A 26,446-nucleotide genomic window follows, 5' to 3' on the forward strand; every position below is an offset into this window, starting at 1 on the left:
AATTCGCAACATTCAATTCCCCCCTAGCTGCATACAACGCCATTGCCTGATAAGCTAGCTCTAAGCTAACTTTTAGAGTCAAACAGTATGAAAATTGGGGCAATCAGCAAGGCCACAGGCTTAGGCATTCACACTATTCGATTTTATGAAAAAAAAGGCCTTATTAATCGGGCAAAAAAAGATGATAGCGGTCATAGAGTGTATAACTCGAAAGATGTAGAGCTTTTAAATTGGATTGCTTGTATGAAAAACTCTGGCATGCCATTAAGCCGAATCGAAAATTATGCTCACGCCTTCTATAGCGATAACAACCTCGCCAGCTTGAACATTTTAGAGGACCATCTCAACAACCTGTACCAACAACAAGCCGATCTGCAACATTATATTGATGTCACCAGTGAGAAAGTCGCACGGCTAAAAAAACCTTGACCTAGAGTATGGTCTAGGTAATTACCATGGCATTCCAATTACATAGGAGAAGTTAAAATGAACATTAATGTCGCGGTTATGAATTCCTTTATTGATGGCACTACAGGGGGTAATCCAGCGGGTGTAGTGCTTAATGCTGACACCTTAAATACAGCACAAAAACTCAGTATTGCGCAACAAGTTGGCTTATCAGAAACAGCTTTTGTTTCGGCATCTAGCAGTGCGGATTTCAAACTTGATTTTTTTACACCTGAAAAACAAATCGCCCATTGCGGCCACGCAACCATAGCGACCTTTAGCTATTTATCTCAACTTAATTTAATTGCTAACCCCAAAACATCAAAAGAGACTATCGAAGGTAACAGAGAGATCGAAATAAAAGGCGACTTTGCCTATATGGAACAACTAGCTCCATCATATCAAGATGTTGGTATAGATAGTGAACATGTTTTAAAAGCCCTTGGGATCACTCAGAATCAGCTGTTAAACGCTCCAATGATTGCAAATACAGGTAACAACTTTCTGATTGTTGGGGTCAAAAGTAAAGGGGATTTAAGCGCTATAAAACCAATCCAAACATTGATAGCTAACCTCTCAAAAAAATATAATTTAATTGGATTTTATGTTTTTACGACCGAAACTAACCAAGGAAATAGAGACGCATCAAGCCGAATGTTTGCGCCATTCTATGGCATAGATGAAGAGTCGGCCACGGGCATGGCCGCTGGTCCTTTAGCTTGTTACCTACATGATCACATGGAGATCCACAAAGACATCTTCGTTATAGAACAGGGTTACGCTATGCAACCAGCATCACCGAGTTGTATTGAGGTACTGCTTACACTAAAAAATAACAGAATTACTAAGGTGACGGCAGGTGGAACTGCAACTGTATCAAAGATGCTAAATATAGAAATAGACTAAACCTATCCGCTAGCAGACGAACTCAAGTCTGTTAGCGAATACTGCATTTCGTTGAATCACAATATCCAGTATTCAAACTTCGTCAATTTTAATGTTACTCTAACTTAAATTGTAGATTAAAGGTCGAAAACCTTGTTAAGAATACTCATACTAGTTTCCGCATTATTAACGATAGTAGCCCAAGCGACACCTCATCCATTCGAAACATTAAGTGGTTTAAAACGTTTTGATAAAAACGCTACCCTGCCAAAAGCGGCTATAGACACGTCTACACTGTTTGATATTAAAGGGGTGAAAATTGGAGATAATGTACTATCACAAGCCATTAATCTAGACTCCCAAGGGGGCGACTTAGGTAGGATTCGAGGTGGCTATCGTAGCGATAAAATTCAATTTAGCTTTGACCAAGCTTACTTGGGAACCCGCCTTAATCAGCAGCTCTCTCTTTACTTCAACAAAGATAGTGGCTTTGTAAATCGTATTAATATCAAATACTTATTAAAAGATAGTTATTTCGATATTACCCCAGTAAAAGAGCAAACACTGCAAGCTGCCATCCAAAAATATGGTGCACCGTTTTCGATGGCGCAAGCCTATGCAATCAGTAAACAACAAAAGGGGAATATCTCCTTAGAGCAGTTTATTGATGAGCTGCAAGATGACGACTCGATACACCCACTAGCTCTTGAGTATTTAGAAAATAAAAACATATCTAAAAGTGCAAAGTTTGTAAAAAATGAAGATGGATATGCACTCATGCATACCGGTTTTGACCGCTGCTACCTATGGCAACATAACAATTTCACCCAAGTATTAAGCTTTTGCTTTTTTGATAAAAGTGGCGCAAATATGAACGGCAGAGGAGTTGAACTAGAATTGTATAATTTTGCAATTGCAGAGGTAATAGCTAAGACTCCAGCAAAAAAAATTACTCCTCCCCTTTTAACCCTTTAAACCTGAAGTAAAACCTCTAATTGTTTGCCTTACGGAATACACAAGGTTAATAATAGGTTTGGCATAACCTATAAACAAAAATAGGCTGCGAACAAGGTCAATAAAAGGGATAATTGCCCAATAATTAAATCCCTTTTTAGGACAATAGTATGACAATCACTCGTAATGGTCATCGATACATCGATGTAGAAAGTGGTAAAACCTTAGATGTATGGTTTCCCCGCAGTAATAAGTATATCTCACGTAACTGTTTAGCCAGCAAAGTTGGGTTAATCAAGGGAGAGTATGTTGAAATCACTATCGATATAGACGCAAAACCAGAGTCAGCAGAAGACGCATATCTACGTTTACACCTTTTATCAGAATGTGCAGTGCAACCAAACCAAATTAACCTTGAAGGTGTATTTGGTTTACTCACAAATGTAGCCTGGACCTCAGCTGGCCCAGTATTGCCAGCAAAGGTAGAAATATTAAGAGAGCTAATCGCAGAAGAAGAACATCATTTAGCCGTAACCTCTATCGATAAATTCCCAAGAATGACTGACTACGTTATCCCTGAAGGCGTACGTATTGGTGATGCAGACAGAGTGCGTATGGGCGCACATTTAGCATCTGGTAGCACAGTAATGCACGAAGGTTTTGTTAACTTCAATGCTGGGACATTAGGCAGCTCTATGGTTGAAGGCCGTATATCTCAAGGTGTTGTGGTTGGTGATGGCTCAGACATTGGTGGTGGCGCATCGACTATGGGTACGTTGTCTGGTGGCGGTAAAACCATTAACTCTATCGGCAAAAGCAGCATGCTTGGTGCAAACGCCGGTGTGGGTATCTCTTTAGGTGACGACTGCATCGTAGAAGCAGGCTTGTATGTAACTGCCGGAACTAAAGTGACTACGCCAGATGGTGAAGTAGTAGCAGCACGTCAGCTATCGGGTATGAATGGATTATTGTTCCGTCGTAATAGCCAAACAGGTGTGGTTGAAGCGGTAGTCGCTGACTCATCTAAATGGGGCGGCTTAAACGCTAGCCTCCATAGTAACGACTAATTTTGATGTAACTGAGCCCTTAAATATGAGGGCTTAGTCTTCCATTATACCGTCCTTTTATCGGGCGTTTAATACTGTGACTCCACCCAGCTTTCAAAAATTAAACAAGCTGACACACTATCTACTTTTTGTTTATCTAATTTTTTATATCCACCCAACTCAAATAAACGTGCTTTAGCATCTACGGTTGTTAAGCGCTCATCACATGTTTCCACTTTAACTCGATACTTGGCATTGAGTCTGTTAGCAAATTTTTTAGCTGCAAAGGTAACTTGTTGGTTCGAGCCATCCATATTTAACGGCAAGCCCACCACGGCTAATTGTGGCGACCATTCCTCAAAAACCTTAGCGAGTAGATCCCAATTTGGAATACCATCAACCGCTTTTAAGGCGTCTAAAGGGGAAGCCGTGCCTGTGATCTCTTGCCCCACTGCCACGCCAATACTTTTAGTACCAAAGTCAAAGGCCAGTACTGTGCGTTGTTCGTGCTTAGCCACTTATGCATGGCCTACATCTGGTCCAAGCTGCCATACATCAACTCCTAGGCGATGTACGGCTGTTTCCCACTTTTTATGAATAGGCACATCAAAAAGTAGTTCTGCATCTGCTTCAACCATTAACCAAGAATTGGTTTGAATTTCTTCTTCTAATTGGCCAGCAGACCAACCTGCATACCCCAAAATCACTAAAGATTTATCAGGAGCTTGTTGATTACCTAACGAAGAAATTATGTCTTTAGACGTAGTCACCATAATCTCAGATGTCATGGTTAAGCTAGAACTCCAACCAGGTTGTGAAGTATGTAAAATAAACCCACGGTCCTGACTTACGGGGCCACCTGCCAAAACAATCTCATCTGCTTTTGCGTCGAGTACTTCAGCCTCTTCATCCACCTGATTAATAAGTTCTTTTAACTTCATACCAACAGGTTGATTTATGACTAATCCCATGGCGCCATTTTTATTGTGTTCGCATATGTAGGTCACAGTACGCGAGAAATAAGGGTCTTCCATGGTAGGGGTCGCAATCAGCAGATAATTTTGCAAACTTTGCATTAACTCTTAAACCTCTTGGGCCGTATTGCCACGAATAGCCGCTACACGTTTTTCGATAGCATCAAACAACATACCAGTGATATTGACATCATAGGCCGCTTCAATTTCTCGAACACAAGTAGGGCTAGTCACATTAATTTCAGTTACTCTATCACCGATAACATCAAGTCCCACAAAAATGAGTCCCTTTGCAACCAATAGAGGTGCAATAGTTTCAGCAATTTTCCAATCTGATTCAGATAGAGGTTGCGGACGACCTGTGCCACCAGCAGCTAAATTGCCTCGGTTTTCACCTTTAGTGGGTAACCGGGCCAAAGCATAAGGAACCACTTGCCCGTCTACAATTAAGATACGTTTATCGCCATCTTTAATTTCAGGTAAGAACTTTTGAAACATAGCATAACGAGAACCCAGCTCTGTTAATGTCTCAATAATAACCCCTAAGTTATTGCCGTCTTCTTTAACCCTAAAGATTGACGTTCCACCCATGCCGTCTAAGGGCTTGCAGATAATGTCGTGATGAGTTTGGTGAAACTCTCTAATTAACTTTGAATCACGAGTAACAAGAGTATCGGCGACTAAATCTGGGAACCAAGACGTAAATAACTTTTCGTTAAAATCACGTAGACTCTGTGCTTTATTCACAATCAAAGTACCACTTTGCTCAGCCAATTCAAACATATGTGTAGCGTAAATAAATTCGTTATCTACAGGGGGATCTTTACGCATCAAAATCACGTCTAGTTCAGCTAACCCTAGATACTGTTCTTGCTCTAAAGCAAACCAATTATCGGCATCTTCTTGAACAGACAATCTTTGCATACGTGCCATGGGTTGACCATTTTGCAAATATAAGTCAGCCATTTCCATATAGAACAACTCATAGTCACGTTCTTGAGCATCCAACAACATGGCGAAACTAGTATCTTTTTTGATGTTAATTGAGGTGATGGGATCCATCACTATACCGAGTTTAATGGTCAATATCGTTCCTTAAGAAAGCAGAAAGGCAATGTAATTATTCGCCTTACAATAGATGAACCTTATGTTGAGGGTATTATTGCAAAATTCAAGGAAGATTGTTTAGTAAAACCACGCTGAAGACCAGCGTGGTAAGAAGTGATAACTTAATTAGGAGTATGCTTACATCTTTTTGAGGGCTTTTTTAGCTCCCTTGGCAACATCTTGAACACTTGACTCTAGTAATTCTTGATAAAGTTTTTTGGCTTCTGGCTTTTGACCATTTAAGGCTAGTAAGTTAGCCAAACGAAATTTAGCCCAGGGTTTAGGGGCTAAACCTTCTAAATCTGGATAATTTGCAACATATTCTTGCAGGGCACTTATTCCTGCCTCAATATTTTGTTCACTTAACACAGATGTTTTACCAAGTTGGTAAAACGCAGAATATTTTGCTTTCACGCTCCTTTCATCGTCAGCTTTCTTACTTATAGCATGGGTAAAATATTCAAAGGCTTTTGAATAGTTTTCCTGTCGCTGCTGGATCATTCCTGCATCAAAATAGAAATCGGGAATATCTTTATATGCCAGCATCGCATCATTGAGTAATTGTTGCGCAGCTAACTCATCTTCTTCAGCAAATGCGAAGTCAATTTCTGCTTTTAAGCCAGCCTTAACATCTAACTCGGTTATCCGTAAAACTTGTTGTTTTGCTATTTTAACATCGCCCCCAGCAATACCGGGTGCTTGTAAATGAAATTGCATTAAAGCGTTTCTATAACGCACTGAATCAGGCCTTAACTCAACCGCTCGAGTAAAACTATCGAGTGATTTACCTGCATAACTTAAGGCAGAAAAAACTGAATTTTGTGCTTGGCTACCCATAATTCTGCCACGCCAATAATGAATTTCGGCGCTATCAGTTTGCTTTTCTGCAGCTTTCTCAATCCAGTCTTCGGCTTCATCTAGGTCAGACGCAATATAAATTTTTGCTAGTTGCAACATAGCTTGAGGGTCGCTCTGTTGTTTTTTAAGCAACTCAATGGCTAATTCTGTATCTCCAGATTTTAACACTGCAGTGGCTTGCTCAACGGGAGTTGCTTGTTTTGCTGAGCCTGCGGCTGAAAAACTCAGAGATAGACACAACACAATTGCTGATAATTGATTCACTAATTTTCCTTAATTTTTAATAAAACACGAAATAAAGACAGCTTATATTTTATTGAGTTCAACTATTATTCAGCATTAGATTAAACAAGAAAAGTTGTAAAATAGACGATGTAAAAAAGGGCTGAGCCATACGGCAACAGCCCTTTTCAATCCAAGGAACAATACATGTTAAAGGTTCCCCTAATTAATCATGTATTCATCGGTCACTACTCCGACACTTCAAGTGTAGAAGCGTTATATTACGAAAAAACGAAAATGTGACGAAACACCTTGTACATAAGATAAACTTCACTAAAAAGTTATCGAGAAACATTTAGTTACTAGCTAGCAATCAACTGCAACATTTGCACGCGTGAATTGTTAACTCTCTAGCGAGAGGCTTTATCAGCGACTGTATTAGGTTGTTTATTGAACTAAAAAGCCCTGTAAACAGGGCTTTAATTGGGTTTAGAGGTTGATTTAAAAAGCATTCTCTTGATGAATCTTTATAAATAAGGGAGTGCCGTATTTACTGTAATCAACTTTATACTCTTTACCGTTAATAGTTTGGATGAATACCAAAATCTTTTCTTCACCAAAAACGTCAATACTACTGATATCAACTTTTTCAAGATCTAAAGCTTTTGCATCTCGTTTATTTTCAGGAATTTCTCCGGTATATTCTTTAATGCCTTTATGGCTCACCAATACTGGTGGATGATCGTCACCATTTACAATCAGCAAATCTAACTTTCTTACTTTGTGAATAATGGTATTACGACCACTTACTAAATAGGGTTTTTCTGTCACTTTAATCTCCAATTCAATGCGTGAAGTGCGTTTAGTATAAAGAAGATACCAAAGTTTATTTGGCCTTGCACCTGTTAGTTATAGGGGAACAAAATTTTACAGCAGCTCTTTTCTTATTTGGGTTTGCTCAATAAACTATTGCTTTAATACTAAAGTTCAATACCGTATAAATACTCAAAATAAACTTAATCTGAATAAATATTGGATAAATTCACAGTTTAAGCAAATCTGAAACAGTAAAAATAGCTTCATTAGGCCAAGCTGATGAAAAATCCAGCAACCAAACTCTTTTATATAACAAGTAAGATGACAATCCCTAAAAAACTGCTTATACTGCGCCTCGATTTTGATTAGCCCTTGGTTTTCAAAGTTACTATTTTAAATGTGGCCCTTTAGCTCAGTTGGTTAGAGCATACGACTCATAATCGTCAGGTCCCCTGTTCGAGTCAGGGAAGGGCCACCATTTCTTTACTTATCATATATCATCCAAAGTGCTAGTTATTATTTTTGAATAAAACCTTTCTGTTATCCAGTTGTGAATACCTAATATAGTTTATAAATCGTATACTCATGCTAATCACTGTTAGTATGACATCCCTTTTCACCTTAGTTATTTTACTGATCTACGCAATTAAAAAGACGGATTTGTATAATCACCTGTATTGTTAGGTGTTTTTTATAGGCTTTTACGTTTTAATAACCCATAAGTTTTTAATTTTAGTTAGATGGCATTTTTCCAAAGGGGCAAGGTATTAAATACTTTTCAACAACGGCATTAGCCAAACGACAAAACGTAGAGCCCAAAGTTTTGTTCTCCAAACTCCTTGAGGTTAACTTTATTATTCGCGAGTCTGATAAATGGCAACTCACAGCTAAAGGTAAACTTGCCGGAGGTAAAATCAAAACTTCAGCCAAGCTTGGTAACTATATCGAATGGCCTGAGAATTTTGATCTAAGTAAATTGCCCCCTCATCAAACACCAGATACTCCAATAGCAATGATAACCTCCAGTAAAATGGCTGAAAAATTAGGCTTAACTGCAAAAAAGCTAAATCATATATTTTCAGAACTTGGGTGGCTGAATAAAAGTTTAAAAGGTTGGCTCGCCACTGAACATGGCCTCCATCAAGGGGCCCTTCAAAATGAAGACTCGCGTACCGGTATCCCCTATGTCAAATGGCCCGAGACGCTAACACATTCACCAATACTATTAGGCGCAGTTCAAGCAATGTCAAAAAGCCTAGCTAATTTGAATGATAACGGTCAAGAAACACTAAATAATTTCTGTTCTGTAGATGGTCATTGGGTAAACTCTGAGTCAGAAATGTTGATAGATAACTGGCTTTATCTGGCGGAGATTACTCATGCTTATAATCGCAAATTACCTATTGAAGAAGAAGTTTATTGTGCTTTTTATATTCCAACAGGAAAAGTGTATATTGAATACTGGCGTAGTAATCTAGATATAAAGTTACAAGCAAAGAAAGACAAAAAGCTCGCCATTTATAAAGAAAACAAATTCAAACTCATAGAGCTAACAGGCCAAGATATTCAAAATCTTGACGAAGTATTACCCCGCCAATTACTTAGATTTGGCATACAAGCTTATTGATACAAACTATAAATCTGGCTACAGCATAGTTTCCAAAACTAAACCAATGGCAATCTGGACAATGAAACAAACAGCTTTAATGAAATATATTTTCCCAGCATTGATATTAGTATCACTGTCTTTTGATGCGTATTGCCTTGATAAAATTAAAGTTCTTAGGCCCCTGTTAAAGTCTGATAAACGAACTCAGCATAAGGACGAAGTTATTTATAGAGCACTTGAATCCACTAGGTCAGAGTTCGGCCCTTTTACATTTGAAACAATTGATGTGGATATGACCCCAGGTAGAGCATTTTCTTCAATGAAAACGGGGGAATTAATCAATACCTACGTAGCCCCAGGCAACCAACTGTGGGACCAAAGCACTATTCCCATAAAAATACCAATAAGAAAAGGGCTGCTCAGTTATCGACTACTCCTGATAAACCAAGCAAGCTTATCTAAATTTGAAAATGTGAAGACACTAGATGATTTAAATAATCTAACCGCAGGATTACAGACAAATTGGGCAACAACTAAAGTCTTTAATGAAGCAAAGATTAATATGACAGTATCTCACACCTTTGAAGGGCTATTTTTAATGTTAGAAAAACAACGTTTTAATTATATTCCGCGAGCGATATACGAAGTGTTTGATGAGTTAGATAATCGTAAGTCACAGTTAAAAAATATAATTGTAGAACCAAACATCGCCCTTCATATTCCCATGGCTACCTTTGTGTATGTTTCTAAAAATCACCCTGAAATAGCAAAACGAATAGAAGTAGGCCTACAAAAGATGGTATCTACCGGTGAATTACAAACCATTTTAGATAAATACTATGCAGAAGATATTAATAGAGCGAATTTAGACGCTAGACGTATCATTGAAATCAAAAATCCATATTTTGATGGAGAAAACCAAACCATCATGGAAAACCAAGACCTCTGGCATCAACATTGATCTACACCAAAACGATAACATAACGTGAAAAAAATTTTAATATTTGGAAATTCAGGCTCAGGCAAATCTACACTTGCTAAACACCTCTCTCTAAAAGAGGATTTAGCACACCTTGATTTAGATACTATAGCTTGGCTACCTACTAACCCACCGCAGCGAAAACAATTCACTGATTCCAAAAATGAAATAGATCGCTTCATAAACACACACAGTCGCTGGGTTATTGAAGGCTGTTATACCGACCTACTTGAATTGGCATTAGATTCAGTTACAGACATTATTTTTATGAATTTATCCATCCAAGACTGCATTGCTAACGCCAAACAACGCCCTTGGGAAGCTCATAAATATACATCAAAAGAAGCTCAAGATGCTAACTTAGCAATGTTAATAGAATGGATTTCCCAATACACCAAAAGAAACGATACTTTTTCCCATTTAGCTCACAATTCTTTTTTCCAAAATTATAGTGGCGTAAAACACATGATTATGAGTAACAGTGATTCTTCAAAATTAATTCTGTAAGACTGATATTTTTAACGCTCAAGGGTATTGATATGTATATTATTGCCCCCTACAAAAACACCTAACCTTATAATTTTATTGCATTAATCTATTTTTCGACGATACCCCAGTATTCAACAACATACCTACAAGCACTACTACTAAGACTATTCTAATCTCATCTCCAATGTACATGAAGTACATAACCTACTAAGTGAGGAAAAAGACCATGTCTACTATGACAGCTTTAGAAACTAAATTTAGATTAGTGACCCGCAGTGATTTTGATGGTTTAGTGTGTGCCGTTTTATTGAAAAAATTAGACTTGATTGATGAAATAAAATTTGTACACCCTAAAGACATGCAAGACGGGGCAATTGATATTACTGCTAATGATATTACTACCAACCTGCCCTATGTAGACGGCTGCCATGTAGCCTTTGACCATCATTTAAGTGAAATATCCCGTAGAGGTAAGGACCCAAAAAGTAATCACATTATTAATCCAGACGCTCCGTCTGCAGCCAGAGTAGTCTACGACTATTATGGTGGCCATGACGTTTTTCCAGAAGCATGGGACGATATGATGGCTGCGGTAGACAAAGCAGATGCAGCCCAATTTAGTAAAGATGAAATACTGAACCCAGAAGGATGGGTACTATTAAATTATTTAATGGACAGCCGTACAGGACTAGGCCGTTTTAGAAACTTCAGAATTTCTAACTACCAACTGATGATGGAATTAATTGACTGTTGCGGTAATAAAACAATAGATGAAATTATCGCTTTACCAGATGTTCAAGAACGTGTGGTGCTTTACACTGAGCACGCTGAATTATTTACCGACCAAGTTAAGCGTTGTGCCACTGTTTTCGGTAATGTTGTTGTTTTAGATTTACGTGACGAAAATACGATTTATGCCGGAAACCGTTTTATGATCTACGCACTGTTTCCAAAGTGTAATATTTCAATACATCAAATCTGGGGATTTCAAAAACAAAACGTAGTTTTTGCTATAGGTAAATCTATTTTAGATAGAAGCTCTAAAACTAACGTGGGTGATCTATGTCTTCAGTTTGGAGGCGGTGGTCACAATGCAGCAGGAACTTGCCAAGTACCAGAAGCACAGGTTAACGAAACCAAAGCGGCGCTAATACAACAAATCACTAATGACGGTTAATTTCTCGAAGTAGAAATACCACCCAATACAAAAATAGCGGCTTAAGCCGCTATTTTTTTAACATTAAATTATTTTTCAGCTGAATAAGGATCTTCAGCAAGTAGATAAGCTCTTAAATCAGATTTTTGTTCTTGCGACAATAACCAAGCTCGTATTTCTTTAACCTTGTTGTAGTTTTCGCTGCCGAATTTATTTTCGTAAATATCAGCAAAGTTTTGTTTTGAACTGTCTTGGCGAATGCTTCTTTGCCAATGCTGAGTCACAACTGCATTTAAACAGCCAGCTAGCCCCTCATATTTGAGTAGTTCCCACTCACCTTTATCTAACCAGAGCCCACCTACAAGTGCACTGTAATCAAGTTTATGTTCACTTTTAGCAGAAATTCTAAACTTACGCATTATGGTTCGAGTAACCGGGCAAAGTAATGCATTTTTACTGTCAGAAACATCTAATTCAGATACGTTTATATTCTCAGAAAATTTATAATCTGGATGACGTTCTTTCCAAGACACATAGTCTTCAATCAATACCCAATTACCACCACAATTTGAGCAGATATGGGCTCGAAACTGACCTTCAATAAAACTAGGGGTTAACTCCCCCTCTTTACAACTAGTACACTTCATAACAATCCTTCTACACTCGAGTTGAATTCAAGAATAGCAACAACTTCACGTTAAGTCATTATTCGTCAAAAAGTTGTCATGCAAAGCATATCCAAACCAAAAATACCGTAAGTGATTGATATTAATGAAAATTAAATGCGTGGTACAAAGTGTGCTAATTAGAGATAGTCGTACATTTTATTCAGGCGGTACCTTAAGTGACAGTTCAAAATTCCACACATATATTTATAGATACGTTAGCCATACCGCCTCACCAAAGGCCGACCACGAGTGTCTTAGCAAATAGCTCGGTATTAGATTATTTACTTCCCAAGTTATCTAGTTGGCAAACGGTTAAGCAAGAATCATTAGAGAAAGTTGACGACTATATGTTGCTAGAAACTAAACAAGTACTGCAACGTATATCTAAAGTTATTTCTGAAATAATCTTAGGCGATAAGTGCAGCTTTACTATCAAGATAAAGCCGATGGGCGCAACTGTTAGTTTAGAAATAAAAACAAGCCTTGCAGAAAAATCAATTCTTCTCAAACAGATAAATCATGATAAATGGTTGCAGGGGGCTTTAGCATGGTTATGTCCCAACTATACAGCATTGGCCCACTCCCAAGAATTATTGTCATTTTCTTATCTATATGAGAAAAGCAAACCAGAAGCACATAGACATTACCAACACTTTGCACTAAAAAACCAAGGCATATACTGCTATATAGATTGCAACATGGTAAATGAGAAACCCAATTTGAGCTGGTGCGTAAAATCGCCAAAAACAAACTTTACTATAAAAAACTGTAAACCTTGAGTGTATCCCTGTAACAAAGGGCTACTTTAAGCGACTCAATTCAATCAAACGACTATAGGTTCGCCTAAACTCAAACAATAAGGCCCCTTCTTTATATAGCTCAGTGAGTGGCACTTCTGAGCTCATATATAAGTGTACGTTTTGATCGTATAACTCATCAATCAGACTAATAAAACGTCTAGCACTATTATCAGAACTAGCATATTCGACCCGACGCTCTCCTGTGCTTAACGCTTGATTATCGCCCACCCCATCTTCGGTGCCTCTTGCTTTAATCCACCCTCTGACTTCACCACCAAGATAAGGTACATCACTCAGCAACACAGTCGTAAACCGATTAGCAATTTCCATGTAATCCAATTGCGAACGATTACCTTCACACAAGGCTTTAAAGTCGAACCAAGCCACACTTTCGTGGCCTTTAATCTCTACTGAGCGGATAACGGGAATATCTCTATGACAGATACTTAAATGACTAGCATTAAAGTCTGTTGTCGATACATTTTGAGTTAAATCAGTGAAAACAGCATCAAAATCGAGTTCACCTTTCAAACCTATATTTGAAGAAGCCGCACTAGTGACTGTACTTTTAAATGAAGTTAAACGATGATCTTGCTGACCATCTAAATGTATAGCTTGAGTATATTGCTGTAACAAAGCAATAAACGGTAAAAACTTATGACGGGCTAAACCATTTTCATACAAACGCTCGATAGGAATATTTGACGTTGCTACCAAGACAACTCCCAGTGCAAACAAGCGTTTAAATAAGCCTGCCAATATCATTGCATCTCCTATATCGGATACAAAAAATTCATCAAAACATAATACTCGACAGTTTTTCGCTAAATTTTCAGCAATACTATTTAATGGGTTTTCTTCACCAGAATATTCATGTAACTCTTGATGGATCTTTGCCATAAAACGATGAAAGTGAAGCCTTATCTTGCCTTCTTCAGGTAGACAATCAAAAAATAAATCCATCAAAAAGGTTTTCCCTCTGCCTACATCTCCCCACAAATATATACCTTTGATAATTGCTTTAACTTGAGGTTTTGGCCCTGTCACTTGTAAGAATAATTTATCTAATGCCCGGATAGCCACGTCTTGAGATTGATCCGCGATTAACGAACTACCTAATTGTAATTGATAAACCTGAAGAGGCGATTCGTTAACTGGGATTTTGATATTTATTACCTATGAACTGAGAGGTTATTGACAGTAACTACACAATATTAATCATATACTCTAGAAAAATTTTATAAGTAATTGAACTTATATTAATTTTATCCCTCTGATTATATAGTTTTTATGTGTGTTCTCATTTTAAGCCTGATTTGTTATCAGGCTTTTTTTTGGCCTATTTAAAATAAAACCATTATGTAACGCCATCTTCAGGTAAAAAAAAGCACCTAAAAATTGAACTTATACTAGTTTAATAACTCTGAATATATAGTTTTTATGTGTGTGCTCCTTTAAGCCTAATTTGTTATTAGGCTTTTTTTTGGACGTTTTTTGCAGCTAATTCTATTTTCAACCATTCGGTAAAGACATTAATTCTGGTTATTCTGGGAGACTCTTCATCATATAATAGTGAAAACTTTAACCCCGGCTCTATCTGAATATCAAAGGGCTTAATTAACGCACCGGAGTCAATTAAGTCTTGTGCCATACTACCTGCTGTTAAAAAAATTCCATGGCCACTCAATACTGCATTGATGCCCATTTCCCAGGTGGTCACTTCCACCCACTTATAACAGTTAGGATCGATATCCACCTTCGCAAGTTTAAACCAGTCTTTCCAACTAAAACCAACTTGCCCTGAGTTAATCGCTTCAACCAAGCGGCACTGGTTGATTTTATCTGGCGTTGTTAAGTTTTCATCTTGGTAGACCCTAGGCGAGCATATTGGAAAAACAGGATCAACAAACAACATTTCTTGATGTACGTTATTAACCTGCTTTTCACCTTGGCGGATTGCAACATCAATATCTGAATGGCGAACATCTTCGTATTGGGGAGAAGCTAAGGCCCTAACTTGAACATTGGGATGTAAAGCAGAAAACTTCCAAAGCCTAGGTACCAACCACCTAGAACAAAATGACGGTGATGCCGTAACGGTTAACACCCCAGCTTCAGGCTCGGCCTGAATGCGATCAAATCCGTAAGACAACTCATTAAATGCTGTAGCCACAGATGCCGACAGAGTTTTACCTTGTTTTGTCAATCGCATAGCACGACCTTCTCGATTAAATAACTTCACTTTAAAGTGTGCTTCGAGATTTCTAATTTGTTGACTCACAGCAGCCTGAGTAATAGACAACTCATTAGCCGCTAAACTGTAGCTTTGATGCCGAGCGGCTGCATCAAAACAACGTAATAACGCAATATGTCTTAAACGCTTATCCATTAGTTTAACTTATATTAATAGCAAATTTTGATTGTTCGTAATATTGCCACAAAAAATACAAAATGTACTCCATAGAATGGAGAATAAAGATGTCAAATAAAACACCTAACACCAGCATACACAATAAGTCTAAGCAAAATAACAAATCAGCCACAATAACCAAAAAGTTAAACTTATGGTTAAATAAAATTGGAAAGGCTTTAAACACCCATCAACAGTCAAACTATAAGTAAGAGTTACGTATAAAGAATGTGTAAAATGAAAATTGAGATCGTGCAGGCAACACTACAAGATATAGAAAAGCTAAGTATTTTATTTGATAATTACCGTATTTTTTACAAACAGACTAGCGACATAAAATTAGCCAAGGCGTTTTTAATTGACCGTATAGCAAATCAAGAGTCGGTTATTTTTGTCGCTAAAGATGAGTCTACACAGCTGGGGTTTACTCAGTTGTATCCTAGTTTTTCATCGGTGTCAGCAAATCGCACTTGGATTCTAAATGATCTCTATGTTTTGCCTGAATACCAAAATCTCAGAATAGGCTCAAAGTTACTTAACCACGTACAACAACACGCTAAGCAAACACTAGCAAAGGGAATATTTTTACAAACAGCAAAAACGAATATCGACGCACAAAGGCTGTATGAGTCGCACGGATACTGTCAGCTTCACTATCTAGGGTATTTTCTGGCACTCTAATAAACAAAAAAGCCGGACAAGCCGGCGATTTTATTTTACAAAGAGTTAAAACTTAGCCTGCAAGCTCAGGCTTATCTGGCGAGATCGTCCTAGTTGATGATCTCCGTAGGCGTCAACTGCATCTGAGTCTTGAGCATCAGAGAAGTACTGGCTGATGTATTCTTCGTCTAACAAGTTTCGTACATCAACTCTCACCAAAAACGAGCCAAAGTCATACCCTGCTTGAGCGTTAATTAACATCCTGCCATCATTTGTAGGATCAACATTCTCTACTCCTAAGGAGCGCTCCGGATCTAAATAAGCTGTTGATGTATCTTGATAGCTGGCATTGATGTTAGTGAATACACCTGATTCAAATTCATATTCTACGGCTAGGTTGGCAGTCCACTTTGGCGCGTCAGCAAAAGAACGCCCAGATAAGTCTCTCTCTATACCCGTTCCCGCAATGGTGTAAGTAAAATCTACAAATTCTGACACTGCGTATCCTAACCCCGCGTTAACGGATAAACGGCTACTTGGGTAGTAATACATTTCGAATTCAAACCCTTTCACTTCAGACTCACCCGCATTCTGGGTCACTATGTCATATTGGCGGGTAGACAATTGGTTCTGAACTTGTTGGTCTGTCCATTTTGTATAGAAGGCATTGGCATTTAACATCAAGCTCCCTTCTAGCCATACTGAGCGATAAGAAAGCTCAAGGTTATCGGTATATTCTGCATCATAAGTATACAAATAATTATCAGCTGTATTGGTTCCTACGCCACCAGAACGATAGCCCTTCTGATAAATTAAACTCGTGGTTATGTTGTCATTTATATGGTAACTAACACCTAACTTCGGCAAAAATGCATCAAAGTCCGCTGAAGATGGCGGCTCAACGCCTGAAGCTGCGTCAGCAAAGCTGGTCAAATAAGCATTAATACCACTGACAAGCTGCCCCGTTTGCGCATCAAATACACTTGGGTCTGGCATAGCGTTGTTAATGAGGTAAATAGTATCTGATGCATTAGTTTGCTCTTCATTGTCAAAACGTAATCCGGCTAATATATCGATCGAATCAGTGAGTGAGTATTTAAAGTCTGAGTACAATGATATGGAATCAACATCTTGAGCAAGACTGGCGTTTAACGATAAAACAATAGGATCAATATCGGGGTAAAGTGGAACAACTTGCCCTGCAAGGGCTGTAGAGGTAGCTAGGTCAAAACCATTTTGCATCAAAAAGCCCACTACCGCAGTTGGGAAGTCCACACCTACTGCACTTTCTAGTCCAATGTAACGTTCGCCCGTTGCTAAGTCAGATACCGCTAACTGAGACGCGTAAAGTCCCACTACTGCTTCTAATTTATCACCGTCATAGGTCAAACGTAGCTCTTGGCTATCGGTTTTATCTAATCTTGAATACTCATTATCTGCCACTAATTGCTCTGGGGTTAAATCCCCATCCCAGTTATATCCATACTCAGATTCGTTTGTGGTTAACACAGATACTAAAGACAGCTCGTCAGAGATATCCCAGGTGACTTCTAACGTGGCTATGTCTGTGTCTGTTCTTGACCAAATATCTGAGTTATACCAAGTTTCTCGGTCATAAACGGACTCTCCGTAATTAAACGTAGCCCACTGCGGCCCAAGTTCACTCTCGGTATTGGTCAGGGTAAGTAAAGCCGTTATGTCATCAGTAGGTTGAAAAAGCAACTTACCGCGAATAGTCGAAGACTCTTCATAGTTTGATTCTTCATTGCGGGTAATATTATAGATATCACCGTCTAGGGTTTTATCTTCAAACGACACCCTGAAAGCCAACATGTCATCAATTAACGCGCCGCCACCCGCAAATGCATATTCTTTTTGGCCTAGATTCCCAAGCGTTAACTTGGCTTTACCTTGCCAATCATAGGTTGGGTCTTGAGTTCTTAGGTGTATCGCCCCCGCTAAAGCATTACGCCCTTGAAGGGTTGATTGTGGGCCTCTAAAAACCTCTATTTGGTTTAAATCCCAAACAGGAACCGCACCACTATTTGCTACGCGGTAAGGTAATGGGGCACCGTCTAAATACATGGTCACAAGATAACTATTACCACCGCCAGATACATTAAATGCATCAATGCCTCTAATGTTAAAACCTTGACCTAACTCCCCAGCAACATTTGCCATACCCGTGAATACATCTGTAATATTTTGCGCATTTTGTTTTTCTAGCTGCTCTGCCGTGACCACCACTACACTATTAGGTGTTTCTTTAAGTGTTCTATCAATTTTTTGCCCAGTCACTATAATTTTTTCTAGATTTACAGGCTCTTCAGCTAAGGTGTTGCATGAAATAGCTAAAAAGGCAGCATTTATCCCTAGTGTTAATTTTCTAATTCTCATTACTTTTCCATGGTTATATATTTACTGGATTTTGAGAGGATTAAACAACAAACAATAATCATTATCAATAACTACTGATAATGATTATTGTTTGCAAGCAATGGTTAAATACGGTATTTTGCCGTTTTAATAGCGACGCCAGAACTGCTTCTATGCAACGTAAAAATATTACTTTTAATGGATTTAAAAACCGCACCTTCTTAGCAATTGTGCTTACTTTGATCGCATCAGTTGTGATGATCCCAGGTATGGCGACTTACCTGCCCTTGCATAAAAACGACGCCATTGGGCTTCCAACTTTGTTTTTCCCATTTATATGGACTGCCTTATTTATCTATAGCTACATGGCAAGATCGATAACGAAAGTTTGGTTGGTAATGAGCGCGCTAATTCTCATCCACATCGCATGCATTTATTTTGCGTTAAGCGGAAATACCCCATAAATGAAAAGCATCACAATTAAAAAGCTCTACACACTTCACTCTTGGGTAGGACTGATCACCGGGATATTATTATTTGTTATTGCATTTACGGGTGCCGTAGCAGTGTTTACTCGGCCTGAATTAAAAATATGGGCAAACGAAGAAATCAGAGCAGAAATCCCTATTCAATCACACAAAATAGCAACCACGATTGAACAATACGCTGAAAAGGTCGGGCCTGCTTATCTAGAAGAAGTACATATTCGCCTGCCAAGCACACGAAACTCAGAAACCGCTAGGGTGATTTACGAAGGTCATTTTGACACGCCTAACGGCGGTGAAGAGCACAAAGGGACAGTGTATGAATTTCACCCACTCAACTGGAGCTTAGTCACCGAAAATGACATGGAAACATTTTTCAATTTAGAAAAATATGACATGTCTACTTTTCTTGCTCATTTTCATGCTGATTTACATTTAGGTAGGCCGCTAGGATTTATTCTAACTGGGTTGCTTGGACTGACTTTAATGGTATCCATTGTTACTGGGCTATTTATCCATAGAAAGATCCTAGCGCAATTATTTACCTTTCGAATATCCAAGACATTTTCGCTTATGTTAAACGATGGCCATAAAGTCATGAGTGTTTGGGCTGTTTTGTTTCATTCTGTTATCGCATTTACTGGCGCATTTTTAGGGTTGGCCACTGTAATTTTGGTCCCTGCAGCGGCTTATGTAGGTTTCAACGGCGACCAAGAAAAGCTACTTGAAACCTTCACAGCGATAAAAGCCCCTATCATTGCCAATGTTGCCCAACCAACAAAGCTAGCTGACATCATAGATATTAGCATTCAACAAAGGCCAGACTTAACCTTCGATAATGTGTCCATTATGGGATACGGCGATCAAAATGCACTGGTTTATATTTCTGGGGATGGCAGTGATCAGCTAGGAGGTGAAACCTTAGTTTACCATGGTGCTACTGCTGAATATATTCGCACACAAGCCAAATTTGGCCGTTTAGAAGGTATCACGGGTAAGATACTGGATGCCATGTTCCCACTGCACTTTGGAAACTTTGGAGGCTTATTGGTAAAAAGTATTTGGGCAATACTGGGGTTATCTACTGCTTTGGTGCCAATTACTGGATTAATGCTGTGGATTGAGCGTGGCTTAAATGCTCAAAACCCCACACATAGTAAACGTACCTACCAGAACTTTAATAAGCTACTTATTGGAAGCTGTGGCGGAGTGGTTCTAGCAACCGTAGCCTTGTTTATAGCCCAATTACTATTCAACAAGGTAATGCCCAACCAAGACCATACAGATATGATATTCATTACGTTTTTTGGTATCTGGCTTGGGGCCCTAATACTGCCATTTATCATCAACCAAGCTTTGGCTTTAAAAGCCATAGTCTTGGGAAGTGGCCTGTTAATGGTGCTCATTATGCCACTTGACGCACTGCTGACGGGCAGTCATATATTCAATGTATTTGAAACCCAGCACTATGTGTCGGTGTCAGTCGACTTAACTATGTTATTTTTAGGCACATTGTTACTCGTTGTGTATAGCAAAATGACTCAAAAACACCGCGCGCTAAACAGTATGCCCATCTCTACAACAGCAATTGAAGGGGGAGCCTAAGATGTTAGCTGTCGCAATGATTCTAACCACTCTAGGAATATACTTACTTAACAACCATGGCGCATTAACCCGTAAAATGAAAAATCAAATACTTGGTATAAGCACTAATATTGTTGCAGCTGCGCTTTTTTGTAACCTTTATGGCGTAACCCGAGGGCTATTTATATACCTAGCGATGTTTGCTCTATTAGGAATGTTGCTGACATTTTTACTAGGCTCGAAAAAGCGCGTTTAGGCTAATACCCCAACCTTTGCTGGTTAGACACTTTCTACCAGCAAGCACTTCTCCCACCTCCCCCTTGTTAAATTGATAAAAAGTGTATTAATCTGAGTGACAATATTCGACAGATGACACCTTTTCGGTGCATTAAGTAGTACATACAAAAGGCTGTTTATGCTAAAAAAAATATTAACCTTATCCTTATTGGCTTTATTGAGTGCTAAATCGGCAGCCAATGCAGACCAAGACCTATCAGAAATAATTGAGCAACATTGGCAGTTCGCCACCCAAGAAAAAGTATTTTTTCGAACAGATCCAGATGGCTGGAAACCCAATGGAAAATTAGCGGAGTTTAGTCCCAAAGCTATAAAGCGCCGAGAAGATTACAACAGCAAAATATTAGCGCAACTTAACGAGCTTGACCCAAATAAACTTAGCGCTGAACAACTAATGAATTACCGTTTATTCAAATATGAACGAGAAACAGAAGCCTCAAGCTACCGCTACCAAGATAAATATTTTCCCATTAATTTTTTAAGTGGATGGCATACCTATTTTGCCGAAGCACCGGCTAACATGGCCTTTTTGAACAACAGCGACTACGACAACTTTCTCATTAGCTTGGATGATTATCCTCGCTTTAATCAAGAAAACATCAACTTAATGAAAGCAGGGGTTGCAGCAGGCTATGTTCATTACTGCGAGAGTTTTAAAAACTATCATCAAACCATTAGTAAGCATATTGTAGAAGATGCGAAAAGCAGTGCGCTATACGAACCTTTCACCCGCTACCCTGCTAAATTTACGGCACAACAAAAAGCCCAATATAGTCAACAAGCCGCGAGCCTAATTGCAGAGAAGGTCATCCCCGCTTATCAAGATTTTTACGATTTTTTTGTCAAAGAGTACATGCCAAACTGCCGTCAGAAAGCAGGAATAGCCAGTGTTAAAGGCGGTGTAGATTATTATAAATATGCGGCTAACTATTACACCACCACAGATGCCACCCCCACAGAGATACACGAACTAGGCTTACGTGAAGTAAAGCGCATTTATCTTGAAATGCAGGCCATTATTGACCAAGTTGGGTTCAAAGGCAGCGCTCCAGAGAAGCGCTACGCTGAGTTTTTAAATTTTTTAGCAACGGATCCTCAGTTTTATGGGGCATCTCCACAAGACGTGTTAGAAAAAACAGCCTTTATCACCCAAAAAATGTATGGAAAACTTCCAAGCTTTTTTGGGCACCTACCCCGTAATACGTTTGCCATAAAAGGCTCAGCAACACGTGGGGCTTTTTACATGCCGCCTCCAGATAATCGCTCACCGGGTACTTACTTTTTAACGTCAGTACCTTCACAACAGCCTTTATACAATTTAGAAGCCCTAAGTTTACATGAGGCCGTGCCCGGGCATCATCTACAAAATGCGATTGCTATGGAACTAAACGTACCTAATTTTAGACGCACCTTGAGCCACTCTGCGTTTGGTGAAGGATGGGGATTGTATTCAGAACGCTTAGGAAAAGAGGCAGGGTTTTATGAAGATCCCTACAGTGACTTTGGACGTTTAGGATACGAGATGTGGCGTGCAGTTCGTTTGGTAGTAGACACGGGAATTCACGCCTTTGGATGGAGCCGCCAACAAGCAATTGACTATTTATCGAAATACACCGCCCTAACAGAGAAATCGGTTTCTGATCAAATTGACCGATATATTTCATGGCCCGGACAAGCCTTATCTTACAAAATGGGCGAAATTAAAATTCGAGAGTTAAGAGCAAAAGCAGAAGAAAAGCTTGGCGCTAAATTCGATATCCGCAGCTTTCACGATACCGTAATAGGTCAAGGTTCATTACCTATGGCGGTATTAGAAGATGTGATAAATGACTGGATAACAGTACAGCAAAGCATATGAGCAAACATCTTGCCGTTATCCCTGTAGCGCGGTCAGAAGACTGGTGGCAATTACGCCACCAGCAAAAATGCCAAGAAGTTAAATCAGTCAACAAAAAAGCTAAAATACTCTTTTTAGGAGACTCGATCACTCACGCTTGGGAGGTAGAAGGCGAACAAGCTTGGCAAGAACATTTCGCCTCAAAACATGCTATTAACCTTGGATTTTCGGGTGACCGAACAGAGCATTTATTATGGCGCATTCAAAATGGTGAATTAGAAGAGTTGTCACCTGATTGGGTCGTACTTTTGATTGGCACTAACAACCCTGGGCACAGGCATGATACTCCAGCCCAAACTGCTGCGGGCATTGCATCAATACTTCAAGAAGTCACAACACGATTACCTATGAGTAAAGTGATTCTAATGGCTATTTTTCCTAGAAGCCGAAACCAAGCAAAACGAATGCGTCAAGCAGTAGATGAGACGAATGCGCTTATCCGTCATTATTGCAATAGACAGCAGATAGTGTGGCTCAATATTAATCACCACTTTCTGACCAATAAAGGTGAGTTGTTAGAGTCGGTTATGCCAGACTTGCTGCACCCCAACGCAACCCAATATGTAATTTGGGCGAAAGAAGTAAACGCAAAAATTGCAAACGAATCAACAAGACTTAACCTGATAAGACTTTAACATGAGCCACTACGCTTCTGGCCAAAGCACTCAAGGCATATCCCCCTTCAAGCACTGATACAATTCGCCCTTTGCAGTGTTTTTCAGCTAGATTTTTGAGGTTCTCGGTTATCCATGCATAATCACTTTCAACTAAACGTAAGTGCCCCATGTCATCTTCGGCATGTGAGTCAAACCCAGCGGATATAAATATCAACTGGGGTCTGAATTCATCAATAGCTGTAAACCAGTGTTTAATGAGTTCTCTGTAGTCTTCGGGGCTTGTACCAGCTGGCACAGGTACATTAATTATACCTTCTCGACTAGGCTCATCACCACAAAATGGAAAAAATGGATGTTGGAAAGAGGAGCCAAACAAAATACGTTCGTCATCTTTGACTATATCTTGTGTCCCATCACCATGATGCACGTCAAAATCGATAATGGCGACTCGATCCAAGCCATACTTTTCTAGGGCATGCATAGCGCCAATAGCGACATTGTTAAAAATACAAAAGCCTGAAGAATTAGCACGTCCCGCATGGTGACCCGGTGGACGAACCGCACAAAATACACTTTTAGTTTGTCCTGACATGACTAAATCAACGGCGTCAACCACTGCACCTGCCGCATGTAAAGCAGCATCTAAACTTCTATACATCATGATAGTGTCTTCGTCGAGCCAAACCCTTTCATCAGGATCTTTTGGCGCTTTATCGAATACACTTTTAACAAAGTCCTTATCATGAGCCCGCTCTAATGCAGATATAGGAGCGGCTTTGGCGTATGCAAAATGCACCACAGGCTCCAAACCAGATGAAATAATTTGGTCATTGATTTTATGCATTCTGGCTGGTTCTTCAGGGTGTTCTGGCCCCATATTATGCAGATTGCATTTCGGACTACGCATAATAGTCACAGTCATAACACGTCACCATTTTTAATGTCAGGAGCAAGTTCAACAGCATCAATATTTAGACGTTTTACCAATTCAATCTCTCCGGGCTCTGAATCAAATTTCCGCACAAAGCCAAATTGTTCAAAGACAGAAATCATCGGTAAATTATTAGTTTTTACTAACGCAAACATGCTCGTTAAACCACGTTTTTCTGCAATATCTATCATGGCTCTCAACAAACGACTTGCCATGCCTTTGCCTTGATTCGTTTCTCGGGTTACAAAGGCCACTTCACATGAGTTTTGCTGCTCGTAAAGGTAATAACGCCCCACCGCTTCAATTCGAACTTTAGAACCGTCATCTTGAACAATTGTTAACGCAACATCTTTACTTTGATCAACACTCACCAAGTCACAGGACTTTTCTCGGGTCATTTGGCCCGGTGTAAAGTTGTAACGCATACGAATGGTTTCTTTAGTATGAGAATAAAAAAACTCTTGTAGACGACGTTCATCTGAAGGGTTGAGTGGCCGCATATAGAATTGCTGATCCTGAAACTGGATACGTGAAATCTGCACTTCACCTAATTCTGGGATATCCGTTGGTGTGCGAGTTTGGTAGTCAGGCACCCAGTATTTTTCTCGAATTTTAGCTAATAATTCATCTCTAAATTTAGGGTGTGCAACACGTATTAACTCAAGCGCTCGCTCGCGTACACTTTTGCCCTGTAGGCTGGCTATTCCAAACTCAGTAATCACATAATGCACATTACCCCTTGATGTTACCACCCCAGAACCTTCGGATAAGGTAGCTACAATTCTAGAAACCTCACCATTTTTCGCGGTTGATGGTAGCGCTATAATGGGTCTGCCGTTTTTACTTTTTGACGCCCCGGTGACAAAATCAACTTGCCCTCCAATGCCACTGTAAAAGTCGTAACCAATTGAATCAGCCACAACTTGTCCACTAAGATCAACTTGCAACGCGCTATTGATTGACACCATATTGTCATTTTTTGCAATGTTTGCTGGTTTATTTACATAACCAGACGGATAAAATTCAACATGGGGGTTTATATCTACAAAGTCATACAAATTTTTAGATCCAAAACAAAAACTCACTACCGTCTTACCCGGGTGAAAAGTCTTGTACCTGTTGGTTACGACTCCCCTTTTCATTAAATCAACTAAACCATCACACAATAATTCAGAATGAATTCCAAGGTTTTTATGTTGATACAAATATCGGGTTACTGCATCTGGTATTTTGCCAATACCTAACTGTAAAGTAGCCCCGTCATCGATAAGAATGGCTGTGTATTGACCGATGCGATCAACAATTTTTGACGTTTCCGACATGTCTACTTCAGGTAGTGGCTGCTCAGCTTCGATACAAGCACTGAATTCACTGATATGTAGAAATGTTTGGCCACATGTTCTGGGCATTGACGGGTTAACTTGGGCAATAATATGCTTAGCCGCCCGCGCTGCTGACATAACTACGTCTACCGACACACCCAAGGAGCAATACCCTAGCTCGTCTGGAGGTGACACCATAATCAATGCAGCATCTAAGGGTAAGGTGTCACTGGTAAATAACCCTGACACCTCTGATAAAAAACATGGGGTGTAATCAGCCCGTCCTTCATCTACCGCTTGCCTTACTGTGTCACCATGAATAAAAAAGGTATTCACTTTAAATCTTGAGGCGTATTCGGGTAAGGCCCATTTGTCATCAGACAAGGTCCCCATATGGGTAAGCTCAATATCGTTCAGCCCTTTTGCATCTTCAATCAAGCTATCAATTAATGCATTAGGCACTGCAGCATAAGAGCCAATGAATATGCGATTACCTGAGTCAAGTAAGCTATGCCAATCAACTTTACTATCGAATTGATGTTTAACAAGGGCCATAAAAAATCACCTAATGTAAAAATTTAAACACTATGTTAACAATATTCTTGGGCAAATTATTTGATCTACAGCAGTTATTTTTAAAGCCAGTAAATTAATAGAAGTTTAAAACTGTGACATTTTCATCCCATGCTCTGTTTTTTTTGTGTAAAACGCGCTTAACGTTTCTTAAAAATCCTTACAAAAATTTAAATTTATATTTTTAAGTTATATGCTTTAGGCCTGTTTCGGTTGACCTGCGCGCCCTAACGGGTTACAAATACGCCTCAAATTTGTTACATACAATTTTAAAGAATTTAAAA

At 39.2% G+C, this 26,446-nt stretch carries 26 protein-coding genes and 1 tRNA gene; 16 read left to right on the forward strand and 11 right to left on the reverse strand.

Annotated features, from left to right (window positions below; all coding sequences use genetic code 11):
• Window positions 1–87 precede the first annotated feature (87 nt).
• From ABJE44_RS16945 to ABJE44_RS16960, 4 genes are all read left to right on the forward strand, one after another.
• The gene (locus ABJE44_RS16945) at window positions 88–429 is read left to right on the forward strand and encodes a MerR family transcriptional regulator (RefSeq protein WP_348112753.1); all 342 of its coding nucleotides are present in this window, start codon (window positions 88–90) and stop codon (window positions 427–429) included.
• A gap of 57 nt (window positions 430–486) precedes the next feature.
• Complete coding sequence (locus ABJE44_RS16950; protein ID WP_348112754.1) at window positions 487–1,353, forward strand: PhzF family phenazine biosynthesis protein; 867 nt, start codon at window positions 487–489, stop codon at window positions 1,351–1,353.
• 132 nt (window positions 1,354–1,485) lie between these two features.
• Window positions 1,486–2,307, forward strand: a complete 822-nt coding sequence (locus ABJE44_RS16955) for a hypothetical protein (protein ID WP_348112755.1) — start codon at window positions 1,486–1,488, stop codon at window positions 2,305–2,307.
• Window positions 2,308–2,456: 149 nt separating this feature from the next.
• A complete protein-coding gene (locus ABJE44_RS16960) occupies window positions 2,457–3,353 on the forward strand; it encodes a tetrahydrodipicolinate N-succinyltransferase N-terminal domain-containing protein (RefSeq protein WP_348112756.1) in 897 nt (298 codons plus the stop codon).
• 68 nt (window positions 3,354–3,421) lie between these two features.
• Here the strand turns inward: ABJE44_RS16960 and ruvX are convergent, their stop codons facing one another.
• From ruvX to ABJE44_RS16985, 5 genes are all read right to left on the reverse strand, one after another.
• Window positions 3,422–3,850, reverse strand: a complete 429-nt coding sequence (gene ruvX, locus ABJE44_RS16965) for a Holliday junction resolvase RuvX (protein ID WP_348112757.1) — start codon at window positions 3,848–3,850, stop codon at window positions 3,422–3,424.
• The gene (locus ABJE44_RS16970) at window positions 3,851–4,408 is read right to left on the reverse strand and encodes a YqgE/AlgH family protein (RefSeq protein WP_348112758.1); all 558 of its coding nucleotides are present in this window, start codon (window positions 4,406–4,408) and stop codon (window positions 3,851–3,853) included.
• Window positions 4,409–4,414: 6 nt separating this feature from the next.
• Window positions 4,415–5,392 (reverse strand): glutathione synthase, encoded by a 978-nt coding sequence (gene gshB, locus ABJE44_RS16975; protein ID WP_348112759.1) that lies wholly within the window; start codon window positions 5,390–5,392, stop codon window positions 4,415–4,417.
• Window positions 5,393–5,551: 159 nt separating this feature from the next.
• On the reverse strand, window positions 5,552–6,535 hold the full coding sequence (locus tag ABJE44_RS16980; RefSeq protein ID WP_348112760.1) for a tetratricopeptide repeat protein: 984 nt from the start codon (window positions 6,533–6,535) through the stop codon (window positions 5,552–5,554).
• A 459-nt stretch (window positions 6,536–6,994) separates the two neighbouring features.
• A complete protein-coding gene (locus tag ABJE44_RS16985) occupies window positions 6,995–7,324 on the reverse strand; it encodes a hypothetical protein (protein ID WP_133468259.1) in 330 nt (109 codons plus the stop codon).
• A 386-nt stretch (window positions 7,325–7,710) separates the two neighbouring features.
• Between ABJE44_RS16985 and ABJE44_RS16990 the strand changes: the two genes are divergently transcribed.
• From ABJE44_RS16990 to ABJE44_RS17010, 5 genes are all read left to right on the forward strand, one after another.
• A tRNA-Ile gene (locus ABJE44_RS16990) sits at window positions 7,711–7,787 on the forward strand.
• Between the two features lie 345 nt (window positions 7,788–8,132).
• Entirely contained in the window at window positions 8,133–8,936 is an 804-nt protein-coding gene (locus ABJE44_RS16995) for a glycerol kinase (protein WP_348112761.1), read from the forward strand.
• A 61-nt stretch (window positions 8,937–8,997) separates the two neighbouring features.
• On the forward strand, window positions 8,998–9,879 hold the full coding sequence (locus ABJE44_RS17000; protein ID WP_348112762.1) for a hypothetical protein: 882 nt from the start codon (window positions 8,998–9,000) through the stop codon (window positions 9,877–9,879).
• 24 nt (window positions 9,880–9,903) lie between these two features.
• Window positions 9,904–10,404, forward strand: a complete 501-nt coding sequence (locus ABJE44_RS17005; protein WP_348112763.1) for a shikimate kinase — start codon at window positions 9,904–9,906, stop codon at window positions 10,402–10,404.
• A 208-nt stretch (window positions 10,405–10,612) separates the two neighbouring features.
• Window positions 10,613–11,563, forward strand: a complete 951-nt coding sequence (locus tag ABJE44_RS17010; protein ID WP_348112764.1) for an exopolyphosphatase — start codon at window positions 10,613–10,615, stop codon at window positions 11,561–11,563.
• 68 nt (window positions 11,564–11,631) lie between these two features.
• On the opposite strand, the gene ABJE44_RS17015 is transcribed toward ABJE44_RS17010, so the two are convergent.
• A complete protein-coding gene (locus ABJE44_RS17015) occupies window positions 11,632–12,189 on the reverse strand; it encodes a zf-TFIIB domain-containing protein (protein WP_348112765.1) in 558 nt (185 codons plus the stop codon).
• Window positions 12,190–12,386: 197 nt separating this feature from the next.
• Between ABJE44_RS17015 and ABJE44_RS17020 the strand changes: the two genes are divergently transcribed.
• Window positions 12,387–12,989, forward strand: coding sequence for a hypothetical protein (locus ABJE44_RS17020; protein ID WP_348112767.1), 603 nt, complete (start codon window positions 12,387–12,389; stop codon window positions 12,987–12,989).
• A 21-nt stretch (window positions 12,990–13,010) separates the two neighbouring features.
• On the opposite strand, the gene zapE is transcribed toward ABJE44_RS17020, so the two are convergent.
• Both zapE and ABJE44_RS17030 read right to left on the reverse strand, forming a co-directional pair.
• Window positions 13,011–14,183 carry a cell division protein ZapE gene (zapE, locus tag ABJE44_RS17025; protein WP_348112884.1) on the reverse strand — a complete coding sequence of 391 codons (1,173 nt, stop codon included), beginning with the start codon at window positions 14,181–14,183 and terminating at the stop codon, window positions 13,011–13,013.
• Window positions 14,184–14,481: 298 nt separating this feature from the next.
• Window positions 14,482–15,399: a LysR substrate-binding domain-containing protein gene (locus tag ABJE44_RS17030; RefSeq protein ID WP_348112768.1), complete on the reverse strand. Its 918-nt coding sequence runs from the start codon at window positions 15,397–15,399 to the stop codon at window positions 14,482–14,484.
• 258 nt (window positions 15,400–15,657) lie between these two features.
• Between ABJE44_RS17030 and ABJE44_RS17035 the strand changes: the two genes are divergently transcribed.
• Entirely contained in the window at window positions 15,658–16,101 is a 444-nt protein-coding gene (locus ABJE44_RS17035; RefSeq protein WP_348112769.1) for a GNAT family N-acetyltransferase, read from the forward strand.
• A gap of 45 nt (window positions 16,102–16,146) precedes the next feature.
• Here the strand turns inward: ABJE44_RS17035 and ABJE44_RS17040 are convergent, their stop codons facing one another.
• A complete protein-coding gene (locus tag ABJE44_RS17040; protein WP_348112770.1) occupies window positions 16,147–18,477 on the reverse strand; it encodes a TonB-dependent receptor in 2,331 nt (776 codons plus the stop codon).
• Between the two features lie 80 nt (window positions 18,478–18,557).
• On the opposite strand from ABJE44_RS17040, the gene ABJE44_RS17045 reads away from it, so the two are divergent.
• The 5 genes from ABJE44_RS17045 to ABJE44_RS17065 all read left to right on the forward strand — a co-directional run bounded on the left by ABJE44_RS17045 (window position 18,558) and on the right by ABJE44_RS17065 (window position 23,354).
• A complete protein-coding gene (locus ABJE44_RS17045) occupies window positions 18,558–18,920 on the forward strand; it encodes a hypothetical protein (RefSeq protein WP_348112771.1) in 363 nt (120 codons plus the stop codon).
• Complete coding sequence (locus ABJE44_RS17050; RefSeq protein ID WP_348112772.1) at window positions 18,921–20,546, forward strand: PepSY-associated TM helix domain-containing protein; 1,626 nt, start codon at window positions 18,921–18,923, stop codon at window positions 20,544–20,546. It begins immediately after the preceding gene.
• Window position 20,547: 1 nt separating this feature from the next.
• On the forward strand, window positions 20,548–20,781 hold the full coding sequence (locus ABJE44_RS17055) for a hypothetical protein (protein WP_348112773.1): 234 nt from the start codon (window positions 20,548–20,550) through the stop codon (window positions 20,779–20,781).
• Between the two features lie 159 nt (window positions 20,782–20,940).
• Entirely contained in the window at window positions 20,941–22,680 is a 1,740-nt protein-coding gene (locus ABJE44_RS17060; protein WP_348112774.1) for a DUF885 domain-containing protein, read from the forward strand.
• On the forward strand, window positions 22,677–23,354 hold the full coding sequence (locus tag ABJE44_RS17065) for a GDSL-type esterase/lipase family protein (RefSeq protein WP_348112775.1): 678 nt from the start codon (window positions 22,677–22,679) through the stop codon (window positions 23,352–23,354). Before ABJE44_RS17060 ends, ABJE44_RS17065 begins: the two co-directional genes overlap by 4 nt.
• Here ABJE44_RS17065 and ABJE44_RS17070 read toward each other — a convergent pair.
• Window positions 23,335–24,258: a histone deacetylase family protein gene (locus ABJE44_RS17070; RefSeq protein WP_348112776.1), complete on the reverse strand. Its 924-nt coding sequence runs from the start codon at window positions 24,256–24,258 to the stop codon at window positions 23,335–23,337. The two genes, ABJE44_RS17065 and ABJE44_RS17070, sit on opposite strands and share 20 nt — an antisense overlap.
• Window positions 24,255–26,144 (reverse strand): GNAT family N-acetyltransferase, encoded by a 1,890-nt coding sequence (locus tag ABJE44_RS17075; RefSeq protein ID WP_348112777.1) that lies wholly within the window; start codon window positions 26,142–26,144, stop codon window positions 24,255–24,257. The genes ABJE44_RS17070 and ABJE44_RS17075 overlap by 4 nt, the downstream gene beginning before the upstream one ends.
• Window positions 26,145–26,446: the final 302 nt, after the last annotated feature.

The organism is Paraglaciecola sp. (assembly GCF_039942875.1).
Taxonomy (GTDB): domain Bacteria; phylum Pseudomonadota; class Gammaproteobacteria; order Enterobacterales; family Alteromonadaceae; genus Paraglaciecola.